The sequence below is a fragment of the Paenarthrobacter sp. 10N417 genome, assembly GCF_056394745.1.
In genome coordinates, this window is record NZ_JBFTIL010000010.1 from 20,027 (window position 1) to 40,615 (window position 20,589).

Annotated in this window: 16 protein-coding genes and 1 riboswitch; of the genes, 10 read left to right on the plus strand and 6 right to left on the minus strand. The window is 63.2% G+C overall.

From position 1 onward, the window contains the following. Window positions 1–2: 2 nt before the first annotated feature. Window positions 3–153: riboswitch (cyclic di-AMP (ydaO/yuaA leader) on the minus strand. 410 nt (window positions 154–563) lie between these two features. Then, window positions 564–1,631, plus strand: coding sequence for an ATP-dependent DNA ligase (locus tag AC1DCM_RS13880; protein WP_477518673.1), 1,068 nt, complete (start codon window positions 564–566; stop codon window positions 1,629–1,631). Window positions 1,632–1,736: 105 nt separating this feature from the next. Here the strand turns inward: AC1DCM_RS13880 and AC1DCM_RS13885 are convergent, their stop codons facing one another. The 4 genes from AC1DCM_RS13885 to AC1DCM_RS13900 form a co-directional block, all read right to left on the minus strand. Then, a complete protein-coding gene (locus AC1DCM_RS13885) occupies window positions 1,737–2,012 on the minus strand; it encodes a DUF6480 family protein (RefSeq protein ID WP_477518674.1) in 276 nt (91 codons plus the stop codon). Between the two features lie 148 nt (window positions 2,013–2,160). After that, complete coding sequence (locus tag AC1DCM_RS13890; protein ID WP_477518775.1) at window positions 2,161–2,979, minus strand: alpha/beta fold hydrolase; 819 nt, start codon at window positions 2,977–2,979, stop codon at window positions 2,161–2,163. A gap of 1,107 nt (window positions 2,980–4,086) precedes the next feature. After that, a complete protein-coding gene (locus AC1DCM_RS13895) occupies window positions 4,087–4,293 on the minus strand; it encodes a hypothetical protein (protein ID WP_477518675.1) in 207 nt (68 codons plus the stop codon). Between the two features lie 124 nt (window positions 4,294–4,417). Continuing rightward, the gene (locus tag AC1DCM_RS13900) at window positions 4,418–4,825 is read right to left on the minus strand and encodes a helix-turn-helix domain-containing protein (protein ID WP_477518676.1); all 408 of its coding nucleotides are present in this window, start codon (window positions 4,823–4,825) and stop codon (window positions 4,418–4,420) included. A gap of 268 nt (window positions 4,826–5,093) precedes the next feature. Between AC1DCM_RS13900 and AC1DCM_RS13905 the strand changes: the two genes are divergently transcribed. The 8 genes from AC1DCM_RS13905 (at window position 5,094) to AC1DCM_RS13940 (ending at window position 17,445) form a co-directional block, all read left to right on the plus strand. Beyond that, window positions 5,094–6,164 carry a LacI family DNA-binding transcriptional regulator gene (locus AC1DCM_RS13905; RefSeq protein ID WP_442004470.1) on the plus strand — a complete coding sequence of 357 codons (1,071 nt, stop codon included), beginning with the start codon at window positions 5,094–5,096 and terminating at the stop codon, window positions 6,162–6,164. An 80-nt stretch (window positions 6,165–6,244) separates the two neighbouring features. Beyond that, window positions 6,245–7,921: an ABC transporter substrate-binding protein gene (locus AC1DCM_RS13910; protein ID WP_477518677.1), complete on the plus strand. Its 1,677-nt coding sequence runs from the start codon at window positions 6,245–6,247 to the stop codon at window positions 7,919–7,921. Between the two features lie 135 nt (window positions 7,922–8,056). Continuing rightward, window positions 8,057–9,034, plus strand: a complete 978-nt coding sequence (locus AC1DCM_RS13915; RefSeq protein WP_477518678.1) for an ABC transporter permease — start codon at window positions 8,057–8,059, stop codon at window positions 9,032–9,034. A 10-nt stretch (window positions 9,035–9,044) separates the two neighbouring features. Continuing rightward, the gene (locus tag AC1DCM_RS13920) at window positions 9,045–9,980 is read left to right on the plus strand and encodes an ABC transporter permease (protein ID WP_477518679.1); all 936 of its coding nucleotides are present in this window, start codon (window positions 9,045–9,047) and stop codon (window positions 9,978–9,980) included. Beyond that, window positions 9,977–10,957, plus strand: a complete 981-nt coding sequence (locus AC1DCM_RS13925; RefSeq protein ID WP_477518680.1) for an ABC transporter ATP-binding protein — start codon at window positions 9,977–9,979, stop codon at window positions 10,955–10,957. Before AC1DCM_RS13920 ends, AC1DCM_RS13925 begins: the two co-directional genes overlap by 4 nt. Then, on the plus strand, window positions 10,954–12,099 hold the full coding sequence (locus AC1DCM_RS13930; RefSeq protein ID WP_477518681.1) for an oligopeptide/dipeptide ABC transporter ATP-binding protein: 1,146 nt from the start codon (window positions 10,954–10,956) through the stop codon (window positions 12,097–12,099). The genes AC1DCM_RS13925 and AC1DCM_RS13930 overlap by 4 nt, the downstream gene beginning before the upstream one ends. Next, entirely contained in the window at window positions 12,096–13,649 is a 1,554-nt protein-coding gene (locus AC1DCM_RS13935; protein WP_477518682.1) for a glycoside hydrolase family 32 protein, read from the plus strand. The genes AC1DCM_RS13930 and AC1DCM_RS13935 overlap by 4 nt, the downstream gene beginning before the upstream one ends. A 127-nt stretch (window positions 13,650–13,776) precedes the next feature. Further along, complete coding sequence (locus AC1DCM_RS13940; protein WP_477518683.1) at window positions 13,777–17,445, plus strand: glycoside hydrolase family 32 protein; 3,669 nt, start codon at window positions 13,777–13,779, stop codon at window positions 17,443–17,445. A 218-nt stretch (window positions 17,446–17,663) separates the two neighbouring features. Here AC1DCM_RS13940 and AC1DCM_RS13945 read toward each other — a convergent pair whose 3' ends face one another. Together AC1DCM_RS13945 and ptsP are read right to left on the minus strand one after the other, a co-directional pair. Next, complete coding sequence (locus AC1DCM_RS13945) at window positions 17,664–17,942, minus strand: HPr family phosphocarrier protein (protein WP_216926282.1); 279 nt, start codon at window positions 17,940–17,942, stop codon at window positions 17,664–17,666. Window positions 17,943–17,971: 29 nt separating this feature from the next. Then, window positions 17,972–19,672, minus strand: a complete 1,701-nt coding sequence (gene ptsP / locus AC1DCM_RS13950; protein ID WP_477518684.1) for a phosphoenolpyruvate--protein phosphotransferase — start codon at window positions 19,670–19,672, stop codon at window positions 17,972–17,974. Window positions 19,673–19,801: 129 nt separating this feature from the next. Here ptsP and AC1DCM_RS13955 point away from each other — a divergent pair, with 129 nt between their 5' ends. Next, window positions 19,802–20,524, plus strand: a complete 723-nt coding sequence (locus tag AC1DCM_RS13955) for a TetR/AcrR family transcriptional regulator (RefSeq protein WP_477518685.1) — start codon at window positions 19,802–19,804, stop codon at window positions 20,522–20,524. Window positions 20,525–20,589 lie beyond the last annotated feature (65 nt).

A 20,589-nucleotide genomic window follows, 5' to 3' on the forward strand; every position in this document is an offset into this window, starting at 1 on the left:
GGTGGTTGCCTCTCAACGCCTGCGAGGTTAGCTGTCGGGTTCGGACGAGGCCGTCCGGCCGCACATGGCGGCTTCACCCCAAGGGCCTATGGAAAATCAGGCCCGGGAACTCTGGGTCCCCCGTCTCTGCCGCTAGTCTGGCGGATCCCGGTTTGCGGCAGAGCTCGGCGTCAACCCGGAAGCGGCCCAGCGGAGATACGGGTCGCTCTTAGACCGTACATGAGCGCCATAGTAAAGTCACATTAATGTAACGGGCGGGACGCCTTCCAGCGCGAAGGTCCGCTAGGACTTAGGCTCCGGGGCCGGAGCCGGGGCTGGCAGCTCTTGCTGGATCCTTTGGACTTGGTGTGCGTAATGGGTCTCGGGTCGGAAAATTTCGTCCGCCACGCCCAGGATCCCACCCGCGGCGCCGCGCCGGACTTTCCCCTTGCTGTTCTGTCGCGAGACCCAGAACCAAAGGGCCGCAATGAAGGCAGGTGCTGCCAGTACAGCCACTAGAACGGCCAAGATATCCATCGCCCAAGACTAGCTTCCGCCGCGGCTGGCAGGTAGAACATAGTCGTATGGACCTCCCAGTGATGCCGCCCATTTCGCCCATGCTTGCCAAGTCCGTTCCGTCGATCCCTGATGTGGGCCATTTTGAGCCCAAGTGGGACGGGTTCAGGACCATCGTTTTCAAAGATGGTGACGAGATCATCCTGGGCAGCCGCAACGAACGTCCCATGACGCGGTACTTTCCCGAGTTGGTGGAAGCCCTTCAGAAGAACCTCCCGGACAAATGCGTGATCGACGGCGAGATCGTCCTCATAGCTGACAACAGGCTCGATTTCGAGGGCCTTCAGCAGCGCATCCATCCTGCCGATAGCCGTGTGCGGATGCTTGCCGAAAAGACACCGTCCTCCTTCATTGGATTCGACATCCTTGCCCTGGGCGGGGAGAACCTCATGGACAAGCCGTTTTCGGAGCGTCGAGCCGCCTTGGAGAAGGCAATGGCCAAGGCTGAGGCGCCCGTGTACGTAACGCCTGCCGTGACAGAACTTGATCAAGCGCAGGAGTGGTTCGTGCAGCTGGAAGGTGCTGGGCTTGACGGCATACTTTCCAAACCGCTCGGGGGGACGTACCAGCCGAATAAGCGCGTCATGTTCAAGACCAAGCATAAACGGACCGCGGACTGTGTGGTGGCTGGATTCCGGTGGCACAAAACGGGAAAGGTTGTGGGGTCGATGCTGCTCGGGCTATATAACGACGCCGGCCAGCTGCAGCACGTGGGGGTGGTGGCTTCATTTCCCATGGCCAAGCGCGAAAGCCTGGTGGCCGAACTTGAGCCGTATCAGACGGAATTCAGCGAACATCCTTGGGGCCAGTGGGCCGATCAAGGAGACGCGGCAGCTACAGGTTCTCGAATGCCGGGCGCACAGAGCCGGTGGAGCGCCGGTAAGGACTTCTCCTTTGTTCCCCTCCGGCCGGAACTCGTCATTGAGGTTGCCTACGACTACATGGAGGGCGAGCGGTTCCGGCACACCACCCAGTTTCGTCGGTGGCGGCCGGACCGGACTCCGGAGAGCTGCACTTACTCGCAACTCGAAGAGCCTGCTGATTACGACCTCGGGGAGATCCTGAGACTGCCGTAGCCTTGGTTGGTCCTCGGTTGTGGTTCTCCGTTGTTGGACCGCTGTTAAGTCGTTGAGCCGCTAATACGTTGTTGCCCAACAACGTAACAGCGGCTTGGCGACGACCTACTCTTCGTGCCCCTGGTCGCTGCTCATGCTGTCCTCTGCAGGCGGGGTTTCGCCCGGGGGTACGCCGCCCCCAGGCTCAAGTCCTGTGACGTTGCCATCCAGGGGGTCGGGGTTGGCGGAAGCTGCGGGATCGTCCTCTTCGTCCTGGCGCATGTCTGGGTCGGTGTGGACATCATCCGGATCGCCGGCAGTGTCGCCCGCGGTGTCGTCCGGCTCGGCTGCGCCCGAGGCGCCGAAGGTCCGGGGATCGTCCTCTGGGTCATAGCTGGTCATGGTCGCCCTTCCTAAGCAAACTTACTATAGTGCTTGCCCGGCCAGCCTAGTCTCCAGATCGCAAACCCAACAAGGGGCACCCATGCCGGGATTCGCCGTCGTGCACTAGTGCATGACTCCGGCGGGACGCCTAACTCTTGCGGGACACCTAACTCTGCCGGGATGTCGCCGCGACAAAGCTCCTGATAGCGTCCGCCACGGCCTTGGGGCGCATGTGCTGTGCAACATGGCCCACGCCCGGGATCTCCACCAGCCGCCCTTGAGGAATTGCCCGCGAGAGGCGAAGAGCCCAGTCCGGCCCCGCGACGTGATCGCGGCTCCCTCGGAGCACCAGCACGGGAGTTCGGACTTTGGCCAGCTGCTTCTCCGTCGGGTACTTCATCATCACGGGCAGCTCCGTGAGGTACCAGCGCGGCCCACATTGCAGGTAGTCCGTGACCACAATCCAGTTGGACGATGGGCTTTCGCGGAGTAGGCCATCCAGGAACAGGGCCAGCGACTGCCGGGCCACGTTCTTGTGCCGGGAGTCCACCACAGGGCCCATGAGCGCCAGCTGCTGAGCGCATTCGGGCTCGTGGAGGGCCGCTTCGATAGCGAACTGCACGCCCATGGAATGCCCCACCAGAATGTACGAATCGATGCCGCACGCCTTAAGTGCCTCAGCAATGAATGCGCCATAGTCCTCAACGGACAGTTGCCGGCCGGGTTTCGGAGTCCCGGCAAAACCCGGAAGATCCAGCGAATAGGTGGGGACGCTGGCGGCAAGGACGGCATGAAGCCTGGCCAGGTAGCGGTGCGAAACGCCGATCCCGTGGATGAGGACATAGGCGGGCTCCCTCTGGTCCCCGGATTCGAGAGGCTCGGGGTTGGCATGGCCGCCCGGCCGCGGCGGTGCCGTTCCATGCGTCCAAAGAATCCGGCCGGTCAGCCCGCAGGCCTCGACGTCGGCAGATAGTAGCGTCGTCAGCTCCCGAACCTCCGGTTCTCAATTGTGCTTTGGATAGCCCTGCGGCTCCATAGCTCTTCTTGCCTGTTTATTGAGAATAGCGCCCGAGGCTTCCTGTAAGGGAGGAGCTGGCAGATGGGAAATTCGCGGCGCGGTTGCAGATCATACACAGCGCCGCGGTAGCCCTCCTGTGGATAAACCCGGATCTGAGGAAGGCCAGGCAAATCACGTGCTTAGACTGGCAATTCAAAGAAATAACCCCGGCCGCATCATGGCTCTGGTCCAGAGAGGCGGGTCCGGGGACTTCGCACTCAGCCTAGCAAGGAGCATGAGGACTTGGCCAATCTTGAAACATGGTCCAACGGTGCTCACAACCGAGCTCTCGATGAGGCAATTACGCCTGTCCGGATGGCAACTTACGCGGCTGCTGCCTCCCACGATGCGTCGCTGGCCAGGCGGCTCTATGTCTGGGACCGCGACGTGGCGATCGCACTTCTTGCTGATATTGCAATCGTCGAGGTAGCTCTGAGGAATGCGATGGCCAAGCAGCTGGACACTGTCTTTGGTCGATTCTGGTATGCGAACGACATAGGCCTTGATGGCCCTAGCCGGAGTAAGTTGGCCGAAGCGTGGTCCAAGCTGGGCCAAGACCGACGAACATCTGGTCATCTTATCGCTGGGCTGATGTTCGGCTTCTGGAAAGGTCTGCTTGAGCCAGGCGGCTACGTAGGCAGAGAACCGCAAAGATTTCACATGTCTCATGAAAATCTATGGAACTCGTGCCTGAATAAGGCATTCCGCGGCGGCAGGACCGTGGCGGCCGCAGATGGCGAACGATTCACGAGGTCTTGGACCCTAGGCGTTGTGGCAATGGTTCATGCTGTACGGAACCGTGCTGCCCACCATGAGCCGTTCGTAGCGGGTTTTCCCCTACCTGGGCAGCGTCAGAGGCTCACTGCAGAGCAGGGGCATGAGGCTTGTCTGAAGTTGGCTCGGATTCTGGACCGGGATCTTGCAGAGTGGCTGGCGGCAACCACTCAACTCCCTCAAGTGTTGTCAGCCCGCCCCTGCTAGAGAAGGAAGCGGTGCCGGATGCTGAAGTGGGTTCCAAATCCGACCCCCCGGAACCTAGTCCCGGGTGACGTCGTCGGACTCAGTGGGGTCGCCAGCCGCACGCGAAGCGTCAGGGGCGGCGGCAGCATCAGCCGCTTCCCGGCGTCGGGCGATCTTGGATTCTGTCCACATGGCGACCGCCACGAAGACAACGCAGGCAAACATGAACGTGGCTACGAAGTTCAATCCCATGGCCGATCCCAAGGGTGCGGCAAGGGCCATTGCGGCCACCCCGGCCACTATATGCCACCCTTTGAAATTGCCCACCAAACAAGCGTAACCCCGGCCTAATCAGGTGCTGGCCCGTTGGCTGGGATCGTTGCTTGATCCTTATCACTCCGACGCTTTAGTCGCTCGGAGCGTCATTTCCCGCGGAGGTCTCGGCCTGCTTGCGCTTCTGGGTTTCCAGCCATTCCATGATCGCAGCCTGGCGGATTCGCCGATGCGTGCCGCGGTATTCCACGGGGATCTCTCCGCGGTCGGTCATATTGCGCAGGTAGGTATGTGAGATGCCCGCGAGTTCAGCGGCCTGCGATGTTGTTAGCATTTCCTCCACGCTGCTGACCGTGACAGTTTCGCCGCGGCTCAGCCTCGCAAGAAGATCGACGACGGCGTCCCTCGCCTGATCGGGCAGGCGGTGGACCGTGCCATCGACGAACACGGTGATGTCGTCGCTGTCCTGGAGGGAGCGTGCCAGATTCCGGGCGTCGTCGGCGGGGAGCCCGGCTGTAACGCGGGGAGCTATCAATGCCATGGCAGAAGCCTAGCGCGGTGGTGGCTGGTGGCTGCGCTGGACGAGGGGAGATGGCCCGGTTCTATGGTTCGCTGCGTGCTAGACGGTAGGAGTCGTCTTGTGTGCAGCGCGTCGTCTATTCGGGCGGGGCAGGGCGTGGGCGGATAAAAAGAAGGCGTTGACAAGAAACAGGTAACGCGCGTAACCTAAATCACACGTTCCAAGTAACGCGCGTTACCAAAAGTATTCCCAACCAGAACCAACAAGAACCAAGACCCCGGAGCATTCAATGGCGAAAAGCACCACCCCCAACAAAGCCGCGGCTGTGCGGCAGCGGGGAGTCACCATGAATGACGTCGCCAAGCACGCCGGCGTCTCCCGGACCGCGGTCTCGTTCGTGCTGAGCAACCGCGAAAACGCCAGCATCTCCGAGGAAACCCGCACCCGTATCAACGATGCCGTGCAGGCACTGGGCTACCGCCCGAACGCCGGAGCACGGGCGCTGGCATCTCAGCGCAGTGATTGGTACGGGCTTGTCACCGAGATCGTGACGGCACCGTTCGCCGTCGACATCATCAAAGGAGCGCAGGACCAAGCGTGGCTTGATCGTCGGTTCCTGCTCATCGCGCCCTCCGACCAGGCCGATGCCGTAGGACCCAACAAGGGCTTGGAAGATGCCGCCATCGAAAAGCTGCTGGAACAACGAGTGGAAGGACTTCTCTACGCAGCCACCTTTCACCGGGGCGTGCATGTTCCGCAGAGTGCCAACGAAGTACCAACCGTCTTGATCAACTGCTTCGACGCGGACGGAAAGCTGCCCTCGATCGTCCCTGACGAGCGTGCGGGTGGCAGGGTCGCCGTCGAGCGCTTGCTTCAAGCCGGCCACACCCGGATCGGAATCATCAACCTTGACCCGGTCATTCCTGCAGCAGTCGGACGTTTGGAGGGTGCCCGCGAAGCACTCGCCAAAGCCGGGCTGGAGCTGGACCCGGAACTGGTGGTGTCCGGATACGCAACGGCCGACGGCGGCTACGAGGCCGCCTGCGAAATCCTGGACCGCTATCCGGAAAAGGACAGGCCAACCGCACTGTTCTGCCTCAACGACCGCATGGCGATGGGCGCGTACGACGCCATCAAAGAACGGGGCCTGACCATCCCCGGAGACATCGCCGTGATCGGCTTCGACAACCAGGAGCTGATTGCGGCCTATCTGAGGCCAAAACTGACCACCGTTGCCTTGCCGTTCCAAAAAATGGGAGCCCTGGGAGTCCAGACGCTCGCCGCTCTTACAGCAGGACAGCCGATCATTGCCGACCAGCAATTGGTCGACTGTCCGCTGCTAGAACGCTCTTCGGTCTGACCGCGAAATCAACCTCGAAGAGCAAACCCCTTACCCACCCCTTCACCTTGGACGATGAAGATAGGAAAGAGATAACCATCATGACACAACCCCGATTCCTGAGGTCTGCCCGCATCACGGCGGCCGGACTGGCGGTGGGCGCTATGCTGCTGACCGGCTGTGCCGCCACCGTCAACAAGACCGCCGGCACGGACGCCGCAGCAAACGCGAGCGCGTTCCTCACCATTCCGCGTGAGGACATGGGCACGTTCGTGCAGAACTTCAACCCGTTCGCGCCCACCGTCAACCCGATGGTCCAGCAGTCCATTTACGAGTCCTTGCTGATCTTCAACCCGGCAAAGGGAGATACGGTGCCGTGGCTGGCAACTGAGTGGAAGGCAGCCGACGACGGCAAATCGATCACCTTCACGTTGCGTGACGGCGTGAAATGGTCCGATGGCCAGCCCTTCGTCGCTGACGACGTGGCTTACACCTTTGAGCTTCAGAAGAAGATCAAGGGTGGCTATGAGTACCTGGATAGCGTGACCGCCGAGGGAACCAACAAGGTCACCTTCAACTTCAATAAGCCGTGGTCGCCGGCCCTTTACGACGTCGGACAGCTCAGCATCCTGCCCAAGCACATCTGGTCCGCGCTGGCGGACCCGGAGAAGGATGCCAACGCTAAGCCCGTGGGCACCGGCCCCTACACGGAAGTGGACAGCTTCCAGGCCCAGTCCTTCGTACTGAAGAAGAACCCCAACTACTGGCAGCCGGAAAAGCAGAAGATCGCCGGCATCAAGATGCTCGCTTTTGCAGGGAACGACGGCGCCAACCTCGCCGCCGCGAACGGGGACGTGGACTGGGCCCCGCAGTACATCCCGAACATCGAAAAGACGTTCGTTTCCAAGGACAAGGAACACCGCCAGTACTGGTTCCCGGCAACGGGCGCCATGATCAACTGGCAGCTCAACACCGCCAAGGCTCCCTTCAACGATGTTGATGTCCGCAAGGCACTGAGCATGGCCGTTGACCGCGACCAAGTCACCAAGATCGGCATGAGCGGCTACGCCAAGCCTGCCGACTGCACTGGCCTTTCCGGCAACTACGAGAAGTGGAAGAACTCCGAGGTCAAGGACAACTGCACCTGGACCAAGCTGGATGTGCAGAAGGCCAACGACCTGCTGGACAAGGCCGGCTACGCCAAGGGTGCTGATGGCAAGCGCAAGCTGAAGGACGGCTCGCCGTTCGAGTTCAAGATCTCCGTGGGCGCCTCATCTTCTGACTGGCTTTCAGTAGCCAACGTGATTTCGCAGAACCTCGCCGAGGTTGGCGTCACGGCCAAGGTTGACTCCCCGGACTGGGCTGCCGTGGTTGCGGGTTACGAGACGGGCGACTTCGATTCCGGCATCGTCTGGAGCGCCAACGACCCCAGCCCGTACAAGTACTTCAACACCTCCATGGGCACGGCAACCGTGAAGCCGGTGGGAACCAAGACGTTCGATAACTACCACCGCTTCGGTGACACCAAGGCTGATGCCCTGCTGGCCGACTTCGCAGCAGAGGCCGACGAGTCCAAGCAGAAGGACATCGCCAACAAGCTCCAGGAAGAGTACAACGACGTCGCACCACTGGTGCCGCTGTTCTCCGGCCCGGAATGGGGCGCCTTCAACGACACCCGCTTCACGGGCTGGCCCACTGAGGGCAACCCGTACGCAACCCTCTCGGTACGGTCACCCACAACGGTGCTGGTGCTGACCACGCTGGAACCGCGTAAGTAACCTTCGCCTGAATGTAGGCCCCATAGGGCCTCACACTGCACGCCCGGCGGCGAGCCGCCAACTGGCAACCGCCACCCGGTAGCTCCCGCCGGGCGTGCCCCCAAACTTTCCGTAATTCCCGAATGGAGGGAAACCGTGCGCTTTATCCTGCGCCGCCTGGGTTTCTACCTGATCGCCTTCTGGGCATCCATCACCCTGAATTTCCTGCTCCCGCGCTTCATGCCCGGCGACCCCGTCTCCCGCATGTTTGCCCGCTCCCAGGACAGAATGCAGCCCGAACAGATCGAGGCCCTGCGCAAGCTTCTTGGCGTGGACGATCGGCCCATTTGGGAGCAATACGTCGACTACATGCACAACATCTTCACGGGCCAGATGGGCGTCTCCATCTCCCGTTTCCCAACACCGGTTACAGAGGTTATCTCCTCCCAGATCGGGTGGACCCTCCTGCTGGGCGGAACCGCGCTGGTGATTGCCGCCGTCGTGGGTAACCTGCTGGGCATCCTGGCCGCTTGGCGGCGGGGCGGCGCGATCGACTCGGCACTGCCGCCGGTGCTCGTGTTCATCGGCTCGTTCCCGTACTTCTGGCTCGCGATGGGTGCGCTGTACCTGTTCGGCGTGGTGCTGGGTTGGTTCCCGATCCGCCACGCGTTCACGGATGGTTTGGAACCCGGGTTTACCTCCGAGTTCATCGGCGACGTCGGTGCGCACCTCGTGCTACCGGCGCTGACGATCGTGCTGGTTTCCATTGGTGGCTGGATGCTGGGCATGCGCAACACCATGATCGCCACGAACTCCGAGGACTACATCACCATGGCCGAGGCCAAGGGGCTCCGTCCTGGCCGCATCATGCTCCGGTACGCCGCCCGGAATGCGATGCTGCCGTCCGTCACGAGCTTCGGCATGGGACTGGGATTCGTGGTGGGCGGTGCCCTGCTCACGGAAGTGGTGTTCGCGTATCCCGGCGTGGGCTACCAACTCCTCAACGCCGTCCAAGGCCTGGACTACCCCCTCATGCAGGGCCTGTTCCTGACCATCACCGCAGCCGTGCTGCTGGCGAACTTCCTGGTGGACATCCTCTACGTCCGCCTCGACCCGCGCGTGCGCAGCAACTAGAGGACTGATCATGACAACCGCACTTCTGAAGCAGCCAACTCCAACCCCGGCTGTCCGCAAGCCCAACCGCAGCTTCGTCCACGGGCTTCTCACCAACAAGAAGGCCATGCTGGGCATGGCCGTGATGTTCGTGTTCATCGCGCTTGCGTTGCTGGCGCCCGTGCTCTTCCCTGGCGACCCATCGCGCATCACGGGGATGGCCTCCCTGGAACCTTCCCCCGAGCACTGGCTGGGCACCACCGCCAAGGGACAGGATGTGCTCGCACTGACAGTTCACGGCTCGCGGAGTTCCCTGTTCGTTGGACTGACTGTGGGCTTCGCGTCCACGTTCGTCGGCATCCTGGTGGGCCTGGCTTCTGCCTACTTCGGCAAGTTCATCGACGAAGCACTCTCTTTGGTGACCAACGTCTTCCTGCTCCTTCCCGGCCTACCGTTGCTGGTCATCCTGGCCGCCTTTCTGCCACCGGGCCTTGGCACAGTGATCCTGGTCCTCGTGGTCACGGGATGGGCCGGCTCGGCCCGCGTGCTGCGCTCGCAGGCATTGTCCATCCGTTCCAAGGACTTCGTGGCCGCAGCCGTGGTGTCCGGTGAACGGGCGGGCCGGATCATGTTCCGCGAAATCCTGCCGAACATGGCCTCGATCGTCATGGGCACGCTGCTGGCCTGCGTCATCTACGGCATCGGAGCACAGGCTGGCCTAGAGTTCCTGGGCCTGGGCGACGTCAGCACGGTCTCGTGGGGCAACAACCTCTTCTGGGCCGGCAATGAAGGCGCCCTGCTGACTGGAAGCTGGTGGGTCTTTGTTCCCTCCGGTGTCTGCATCGCTTTAGTCGCCTTCGCTCTGGCACTTATCAACTACGCCGTGGACGAGGTCACGAACCCGCGGCTGCGGAAGATCAAAACACCCAAGACCCCTGCAATCACCGAAAGGAGCGCCGCCAAGTGACTGTCTCCCAAGTCTCCTTCGGCTCCCACGAGCCCGTCCTGGACGTCAAGAACCTCACCGTAAAGTACGTGGGCGATACCCGCTCAACCACCGCCGTCGATCGCGTTTCCTTCAGCATCGGCACCGGTGAGGTGTTCGGGCTGGCTGGCGAATCGGGCTGTGGGAAGTCGACCATCGCCAACTCGATCATGCGGCTCCTGAAGGATCCCGCCAAGATCGCCGGGGGCAGCATCTCCTTTGGTGGCAAGGACGTCCTGGCCATGAGCCCGGAGGAACTGCGGCGTTTCCGGTGGCAAGACGTGGCCATGGTGTTCCAGTCAGCCATGAATTCGCTCAACCCGGTGCTGACCATCGGCGAACAGATCGTGGACATCTTCACCACCCACGCCGGCTACTCGCGCAAGGAATCCCTCCGCCGGGCGGGCGATCTGCTGGAGCTCGTGAGGATCGACCCCGCGCGCCTCAAGTCCTACCCCCATCAGCTCTCGGGTGGCATGAGGCAGCGTGCCGTGATTGCCATGGCCGTCGCCCTCAAGCCGTCGCTGCTGATCCTGGATGAGCCAACTACTGCACTGGACGTTGTGGTGCAGCAGGAAATCATGGCCCAAATCAAGGAACTCCAGCGCGAACTCGGGTTCTCCGTCCTCTTCATTACGCACGACATGTCCCTCATGGTGGAGCTCTCGCACCGCATGGCCGTGATGTACGGCGGCCGGATCGTGGAAACTGCCAAGGCGCAGGACGTTTACGCGAACCCGCGCCACCCCTATACACAGGCGCTCATGGGTGCGTTCCCGCCGCTCACCGGTCCTCGAGTTCCGCTCACAGGACTGCCCGACGGCGTGAAGTTCCGGAACATCCCGGACCTCACCGAGGTGGCGCCCGGCCATCTGGTGGCCCCGTTTAGTACGGATGCCCTGATGGTGCCCGGCCCTTCCACGGTCGATCCCGCAATCCTGGAAGGAGTCGCACGATGAGCCACTCTGCCGTGTCCACTACGTCACTGTCCCCTGCGATCGAAGGTGCGGCGCGCCACGCCGGTGCTTCCGAAACACCCGCCCTGGAAGTCCGCGGTCTGGGCAAATCGTTCCCCATCGGAGGCCTGTTCTCCCGGCAGTCCGTACGCGCCCTGCACGGCGTTGACCTCACCATTGGCCGCGGCGAAATCGTGGCACTCGTAGGGGAGTCCGGTTCCGGCAAGAGCACCCTGGCCCGCTGTGTTGCCCGGCTCGAAAAGCCGAGCTCCGGCGCGATCCTGGTTGACGGCGTCGACGTCCTCAAGCGCGACCGGTTCCAAGCGTCACGTGCCTTCCGGTCACAACTGCAGATGGTCTTCCAGGATCCGTTCGGTTCCCTGAATCCGGCCCACAGGATTGAGCACTTCCTGCGGAGGTCCTTGGCCATCCACGGGAAGGGCGGTTCGGAGTCCGAAACCCAGCGCCGGCTTGAAGAACTCATGACCACCGTTGGCCTGCAGGCGGACATGCTCAACTCCTACCCGCACGAACTCTCGGGTGGGCAGCGCCAGCGCGTCGCGATCGCCCGTGCGCTCGCCGTGGAGCCGGAGGTCATCCTGGCTGACGAACCCACGTCCATGTTGGACGTGTCAGTGCGGATCGGCGTGCTGAATCTGATGCGGAAACTCCGCGCCGAGCAAGGCATCTCCATGCTCTACATCACCCATGACCTCGCCTCGGCACGCTACCTGGCCGACCGCACGGCGGTGATGTTTGCTGGCGAGCTCGTGGAGGAAGGGGAGTCCCTGGACCTGCTGGCCAACCCGGCCCACCCCTACACGCAACTCTTGGTGTCAGCCGTTCCGGACCCGGCGCGCGCAGGTTCCTATGATCCTGTCCGTCGCGCTGAACTGCGGCAGGCCGTCATGGCTTCCACGGGCTGCGCTTTCGACGGCGATCCCCACCAGGCCTGCTCCGCTTCCGAACCGGTACGCCATCAGGTGGGCGACCCCGAAAACCGCCACTGGGTGCGCTGCCACCTCTACCGGCCGCGGGCTGGGGCGGGCGGACATGCGCTGGCTACCGAACCGGCTGAGGCTGTACCGGCTGTGACGACTGAACCCCTGGCGACCGAAAAGACAGACAAGAAGGCTTCCGCATGACTGAACTGACCCACCCGCTCGCCACCGTTCCGCGTGACGAGCTGGTTGCCCGCGCCGAAGCCGATCCTCTCCGGCCGCGATTCCACTTTGTTTCCCCAGCTGGCTGGCTCAACGACCCCAATGGCGTGAGCCAGTGGAACGGCGTCTACCACCTCTTCTACCAGTACAACCCGGAGGGCGCGTTCCACCACCGCATCCAGTGGGGCCACGCCACCAGCACCGATCTCGTCACCTGGACGGACCAGCCAATTGCTTTGGAGCCGTCGGCGGGTCCGGACGCGGACGGTTGCTGGTCAGGTGTGTTGGTGAACGACGGCGGTACGCCCACCTTGGTGTACTCGGGACGACTCGACGAGCGTGAGCTGGCCTGCGTTGCCGTGGGCTCTGCTGACCTCATGACGTGGACCAAAGTGCCCGAAAACCCGGTGATCGCCGCCCCTCCGGCCGGCGTCGAGATCACCGCGTACCGGGACCACTGCGTGTGGCGCGAGGGCACCACGTGGCGGCAGCTGGTTGGCTCGGGCATTCGAGGGCGTGGTGGGACGGCGTTCTTGTACGAGTCCTCGGATCTTCGTTCGTGGACCTATGTGGGTCCTTTGTTCATTGGCGACGCATCCCAGGGCGATCCCGCAGATACCGACTGGACCGGGACCATGTGGGAATGCGTGGACCTGTTCAGGGCGGGTGGCGGTGCTCTGGGTTCTGCCCCGCTCGCTTCCCTTGAGGCGGGCGAGGATCCTGATGTGTTGGTTTTCTCTGCCTGGGACGACGGCGACACCCGCCACCCGTTGTATTGGACTGGACGCTACTCGGGGGACACCTTCGAGCCCGCTGCCCTGCACCGGCTCGACTACGGTGGACGGTTCTTCTACGCCCCTCAATCGTTCGAGGATGAATCAGGCCGCCGCATCATGTTCGGGTGGATGCAGGAAGGCCGCAGCGATGCCGCCATGGTGGAGGCAGGGTGGTCCGGAGTGATGAGCCTGCCGCGGGTCACCACGTTGGCCGACGACGGAACACTGGAGTTTGCGCCGGTTCCTGAGGTTGAGAAGCTCCGCCGGAACCACGTGAGCGTACCGGGCAAGGTGCTCGTCGGGGGCGGTACGCCTGTGGATACCGGTGTCTCAGGAAACCAGTTGGACCTTGAGCTGGACGCGCAGTTGGCACCGGGTGCGGTGCTGCGACTGGGCATTCTGGGTTCCGGGGACGGCGTTGAGGAGACGGTCATCGAAGTCAGCCGCTCTCTTGAGGGCGAAAACGGCATCCTCCGGCTCGACCGCACCCGGAGCAGCCTTGACTCCGAGGTGGATGTGGAGGACAAGTCCGGCCCCGTCCCGTTGCCCGACGGATGCGTGCGCCTGCGCGTCCTGGTGGACCGGTCCGCCGTCGAGATTTTCGCCAATGGAAAGCCGCTCACGGCTCGTATATATCCGACTCTGGGCGGTGAAAGCGTGACCCTGACAGCGGCAGAGGGCACCGTCAGCCTGGCGAGCTTCGAAGCGTGGACCATGGCCGACACCTGGGGAGGCCCGCGTCCCCTCTTCCCGTAACTCTTCCCCTAGCACCGCCGCCAAACCATCCCTCTCTCACATCCCGAGCGTTTTCCGCCGATCTTCTCTCACGTCATGGGAGGTTTTGGCGAACGCTCTCTCACCCCTGAGATCAAAGGCGATCTGAATGCATCAGAGAATAGTTGCCGGCCTCACGGCCGCGGTCCTTGGTGTTGGCTTGGCCGGGACGGGGGTCACTGCTCCAGCGGTGGCCCTCGATCCGGCGCCTGTCACCCTCAACAGCACCACGAGCCCCATTCCGGACGTCGTCGGAGTCAGCGGTTCGTGGACCCGGACAGCGCAGGGCGGGTACACCGCCGTCGCGCCTTCCGGCCAGAATGCGGCGGCGACCAGCGAGCAAGTGGTTGCAGGAACCGCCCGGTATACGGCCTCGGTGAAGGTCGACGCCGGGAGTCCCTACGGTGTGGGGACGCTCGTCTTCCGCGCAACACCCGACGCCGGTGCGGGTTACGCCGCGACGATCGACCCCAATCTGGACCGGGTGAGGTTGTTCGACCTCGCGACCGGACAGGACGTTGTAACCCCTGTGTCCCTCCCGCTGAATACGGGGCAGGCCTACACGGTGGATGTCCACGTGGACGGCCCGCGAATCTATGTGGCCGTCGATGGAATCAAAAGGATTGACGCCACGGACTACCGCTACGAATCGGGCCGGGTGGGCCTGCACGCGTTCAACGGGACCGTGTCCTTCGGCGCTCCCGGCGTGCGGACCATTGATGCGAACGTCAGCGGCTGGGCTGTAACGGGCACGGGCTGGCAGGCCTCGGCCACGGGCTTCCGCGGTGTCGCACCGGCGAACAGCAACATCCGGGCCATCGCCACCGGGCAGTCGCCCACAGACGTTGACTTTTCCACAGACATCCAGGTCACCTCACAGTACGGCGTGGGCACGGCACTGTTCCGCACCAACGTCTCGGGCACATCGGGTTACGCCGCGGAGGTGGATCCGAACGCGGGACGTTTGCGCCTCTACAGGGTCTCGGACAACGCCACCCTGGGGACGTTCACCACCGCCATCACCGTCGGCCAGGTCTATCGCCTTCGGGTCACCGCGCTCGGCAACCAGTTGGCCGTCTACTGGCAGACCGACTTCCTGGACCCGAACGGCGCCAACCCGGCTATTACCGCCACGGATTCCGCCCACGCTTCCGGCCATGTCGGGCTGGGTTCCTTCAATGGCACCGCCGTGTTCCAGAGCATGACGCTTCGCGGCCTTGAGACATCGTTGCAGGGTTGGCGTGTTGCCTCCGGTTCGTGGGAACCGGACTCCGCTGGCCTGCGCGTATCGATGGCGACTGGAACCGCGGCGCGGTTCATCCCGGCGGTGGCGTCCGACGTCGTTGCCTCCTTGGACCTGACCGTCACCTCACCTGCTACTGCTTCAGTGGCAGTTCGCAGCACTGCCGACGGCAGCGGCGGTATCGAACTCCGCATCGATCCCGGAGCGGGTACGGCGAAGCTGTACAACCGGGCCACCGGGGCGTTGCTGCACTCCGGCAACCTTCCCTCCACAAGCTTCAAAGCCGGCCAACTCAACCGCGTCCAGCTCACCGTCCAGGGCAGCGAGGCGTCTGTGTTGATTAATGGCACGCCCGTGCTAAATGGCGCAGTACCGGCCTCCGCCGGAGAGGGTTTCGTCCTGCTGGCTACCGGAACGGCCTGGTTCCAGAACGTCCGTGCAGACGATGTGAATCAGTATATAAACGGCCTCTACCAGCCTGGCTACCACTACAGCCAGAACTCCGGGAACAGCTCCGACCCCAACGGGCTGGTCTTTTTCGACGGCGAATACCTTCTCTTCCACCAAGACCGAGGACGCTGGGCGCATGCCGTCAGCACAGACCTGATGCACTGGAAGCAACTGCCCATCGCCCTCCCGCACATGGACGCGGGGGAGTCGTGGTCCGGCTCGGCGGTGGTGGACGCCTCCGATTCCAGCGGCCTCTTCGACGGCGGATCCGGGCTCATCGCCTACTACACAAGCTTCAACCACGACGCTTGGAACGGAAACCAGTCCATCCGCGCCGCCTACAGCAAGGACAAGGGACGCACTTGGCAGACGGTCCAGACCGCTCCGATGGTGGAAAACCCGGGTGGCCCCGACGGCGGTTGGGACTTCCGCGATCCCAAGGTCACCTGGGACGCGGCTTCCAGTAAATGGGTGATGGTGGTGGCTGCGGGCGACCACATCCGCTTCTACTCCTCCACAGACCTCATCCACTGGACGTTCGCCAGCACCTTCGGCTACGGCGACTGGGTTCGCGGGGGCGTGTGGGAATGCCCGGACTTCTTCGAAATGCCTGTGGAGGGACAGTCCGGCGTCAAGCGCTGGGTGCTGTGGTGGAGTACTGGAGCGGTTCGCTCTACCAACGGCTCCGCGGCGCAATACGTGACGGGCGCGTGGAACGGTACAGCATTTATGCCCGACACCACCGCTTCGCAGGTATTGCAGGCTGACCATGGCCGGGACTACTACGCAGCAATGAGCTTCTTCGGCGCGCCCGATGGCCGACGGATCATGATCGGTTGGATGAGCAACTGGGACTATGCGTTCAGCCCGCCCACAGGCCGCTGGAATGGTCAACTGTCCATCCCCCGCGAGCTCAAACTCGCTAACGTTGACGGCGCCGGGCTCCGGCTGACGCAGGCTCCCGTTGTGGAGGTAGAGTCGCTGCGCACGTCAACCTGGCAGGCCTCCGATGTCACTGTGACGCCGAGCTCCGCGAACGCTCTCGCGGGTGCTTCGGGCCGCTCCTTCGAGCTCGAAGCGGAGGTTGGGATTCCTTCTTCCGGTGGTGCCACGTCCTTCGCGTTCGGGCTGAGGAAAGGGACCGGCTCAACTGGTACTCCCGCTCAAGAAACAACAGTAAAGTTCGACGCCGGTGCTGCCGCACTCACCGTGGATCGCGGCAATGCCGGACGCGAGGACTTCACCCGGTACTTCGCGGGTTCCGCAGCGGACAATTCCACAGCACCCTGGAGCTCCACTGTGGTGGGTTCCGAGCGTCGCGTGAAGCTCCGAATCCTGGTGGACGCATCCTCGGTGGAAGTCTTCGGTGGGGACGGTACAGCGGCCATCACTTCGCTGATCTTTCCCGACCCTTCCTCCACAGGCCTGTCCTTCACAGCCACCGGAGGGAATGCCCGGCTGGTGTCCGTCAAAGTACACCAGCTCAGCGACACGGCCCGCCTGACCACCGCGCCGCCGTCGAACGTTTTGCCTGCCGCGGGTGGGACGGCTCGCCACAACCTTGGCACATATTCAGTGGTCCCCGGCGGCAAATGGGAGAGCACAGGCGCAGGCCTGGCAGGTACGTTCGACAAAGACTCGACGGCCATGAGCGCAGCCGCATTCACCAATGTGCGGGTGCAGGCAACGGTGAAGTTCGGCGGCGAAGCCTTTGCCGGCGAGACGCTGAACCGGGACTTGGCTCCGGAGAAAGGGTACGGCGGCGCGGGTTCGGTGTTGCTCAGATCCTCCGCCGATGGATCCAGCGCCTATTACGTGAATCTGGACCCGAATCTCCGCGTGGCGCGGGTGTTCTCGTTGAATAACGGCGTGTTTTCGGTGCTCGCGAGCGTTCCGGCGGCCTTGGGCCATGGGGTGAGCTATGCCCTGGACACGTCGATTGTTGGCAACAGGATCACCGTCTCTGTTGATGGAACGCAGCTGATCGATGTCACGGACTCGGCGCTCACATCGGGCAAGGTCGGCGTCAACGTGTTCGACGGACGTGCGGCCTACCAAGACGTGGTGGTGTCCGCGCTGCCATAGGCCGGGCGAGCCCGATTCGATGACTCGCTGCAGACCAGACGACTCCTACCGTCTAGTGCGCAGCGCATCATCGAATCGGGCACATCTCATAGCCCGAAGGTACCCTGATGAGGCTCGCCGAGTCACCCATTTCGCTGCTTCCCTGCGCACTGTGCCGTGCGCACGGCATGATGCGCAGCGCATCATCGAATCGGGCAGCCGAACCCGCCGCGCAAGAACTACACCGCGTCCAAATCCGTCTCCAGCAACGCCACCAGCGCGTCCAGGGCAGCGTCGGCGCCGTCGCCCTCGGCCCGCAGCACGACGACGTCGCCCTTAGCGGCACCGAGCGTCATGAGCGAGAGGATGCTGGCGGCGTCGAGAGCTTCATCGGCGGGTTCGCCCTGCATGGCAATGGTGACTTCCACCGGCTGCTCACCTGCCGCTTCGGCGAACAAGGCGGCGGGCCGGGCGTGCAGGCCGGAGCGGCTGGCGATGGTGGCTGTGCGTTCGGGCATGGGTTTCTCCTTATGGTCGGAAGCGAAAATTAAAGGCCGAGCTCTTCGAGCACAGGGAGCTTGGCCCGGACCCAGTCGCGGGCCTCGGTAGCGCTCGGCGCGGTGAGGGCCAGCCGGGCGAGTTCCTGCGCCTGCTCCAGGGTGACGGTTTTCAGCACAGTCCCGACGGCGGCCAGCGAGCGCGCGGTCATGGACAGCGTGCTGACGCCCAGTCCGGTAAGTACGACGGCGAGGGCCGGGTCCGCGGCTGCCTCGCCACAGACGCCCACGGGTTTGCTGGTGCCTTCCCGGCCTGATGCTTCCTGCGCTGCACCTTCCACTGTGAGCTGCACCAGCCTCAGGACCGCGGGCTGCCACGGAGTGTTCAGTTCCGCGAGGGGCCCGAGTTGGCGGTCGGCGGCCATGGCGTACTGGGTGAGGTCGTTGGTGCCCAGTGAAGCGAAGCCAACTTCCCGGAGCACGGAGGCGGCGGTCAAAGCGGCGGAGGGAACTTCCACCATGACACCCGGGGTTTGGATGCCGGCAGCAGCACACAATGAGGAGAACCGACCGGCCTCCGCAGCCGTGGAGATCATCGGGGCCATGACCCAGACGTCGGCTTCGGATTCCGAAGCGGCCCGGGCAATGGCTTCGAGTTGGCGTTCCAAAACGCCCGGCGTGGTGAAGTCTGTCCGGTAGCCGCGAACACCAAGGGCAGGGTTGGGTTCGGTGGCGTCGGTGAGGAAGGGGAGGGGCTTGTCCGCGCCGGCATCGAGGGTCCGCAGCACTACTTTCTTGCCCGGGAACGCGTCAAACACAGCCTTGTACGCTGCGGCTTGTTCGTCGACAGAGGGCTCGGTGTCGCGCTCGAGGAAGCAGAACTCGGTGCGGAACAGGCCAACACCCTGGGCGCCGAGGCCCGCTGCTGCCACCGCATCCTTGGCCCCACCCACGTTGGCGAGAAGCGGGACCAAGTGGCCGTCCGCCGTCGTGCCGTTTCCGTCGAAGGCGGCCAGCGTAGCGGACGTTTCCGCCCAGGCTGCCGCAAATGAACGCTGCTCCTCCGACGGGGAGACAACCACGAGGCCAGCGGCCCCGTCCACGTAAACCTCGCTGCCATCTGCAACAGAATCCACGCCATGAGCGGCGACCACAGCCGGTAAGCCCAGTGAGCGGGCGATGATCGCCGTGTGCGACTGCGGTCCGCCGCCCGAGGTCACCAGGGCCAGCACCTTCTCAGGGTCAAGGGTTGCTGTGTCTGCAGGGGCGAGGTCTTCCGCGAGCAATATGAAGGGCGTCTCCGATGAAGGGATGCCTGGCGCGGGGACTCCCCGCAGCTCAGCCACAATGCGGGCGCGCACGTCCAGCACGTCGGTGGCGCGTTCGGCCATGTAGCCGCCCAGGTTGTGCAGCATTTCGGAAACGGAGGCGCCGGCTTCCCAGATGGCCCTTTCGGCGGACGAACCCGCGTTGATGAGCTTGGCCGCCGATTTCAGGAGCATGGTGTCCTTGGCCATGAGGGCGGTGGCCTCGAGGACGGCCTTGCCGTCGCCGGAGGCAGAATCCGCGCGCCCCTTGAGTTCGTCATGGACGGATTGCGCTGCGGCTTTCAAGCCCGCGACGGCGTCCTCCGGACTGACGTCTGCGGCCAACCGCTCGCCCGACGGCGGTTCACTCACGGGTTTGGGCATCTGGCGGACGGAACCAATGATGCGGCCAGGGCTTACCCCTACTCCTTGGAAATTCTGCACTGAATCCTCTGTTCCTGCGTGTTGGTTCAGACCCGGCGGCGACGGCACCACGAGCCTGCGAAATTAGCCTACAAAATTCTGTTGTGAGCCACTTCATATAGCAACGCTATAGGTGCTAGGGTAGCGGTTATGAGTTTCGATGACCAGCTTCCGCCAAAAATTCGGTTGCTCCGTGCAGCTGCTGAATTGCTGGCAAGTTCGGAAGGGTCAGCGGTCTCTACGCGCCAGATCACAGCGTTGGCCGGGGTTACGGCCCCAACGCTCTACCACCACTTTGGAGACAAAGAAGGACTGTTCGACGCCGTCGTTTCCGCCGGCTTTGAAGAGTACGTGGCGGGGGAGCGGGACTTTGCCCCGTCCGGGGAGCCCTTGGAAGATGTCCGGCGGATGTGGGACAACCACGTCCAGTTCGGGCTGACCCAACCCCACCTGTATCTGGTGATGTTTGGCAATATCAGACCGGAAAGCCGCCCGGCAATCGTGGCCGATGCTGAAGCGCTTCTGGAAGAAATGCTGAACAAAGCCGCCATCGCCGGTCAGATCAACGTGCCGCCCCGCGAAGCGGCACGAAGCATCCTCGCGGCCAACGTGGGTGTAACGCTCATGCTCATCGCCGAACCGGTGGAAGAAAGGAACCTCGAGCTCTCAACGATGACCCGGGATTCCATGATTTTCGCCGTCTCCACGGATACCGCCCGTGGCGCCGCACCGGAGGACTCCGGTAAGTCCTCCGTGGTTGTTGCGGCAATCGCCCTGAATGCGGCACTGCAGGCCTCGCATTCGGACCAACTTTCCAGCTCTGAATTGAAGCTCTTCCTTGAGTGGCTTCACCGCATTTCCAGCAGCTCCTAAGGCTGTTCTCTCTCGATCTATATCGACTGACCCCGCGCCGCCGCGGGACACACGTTAGGAATTCA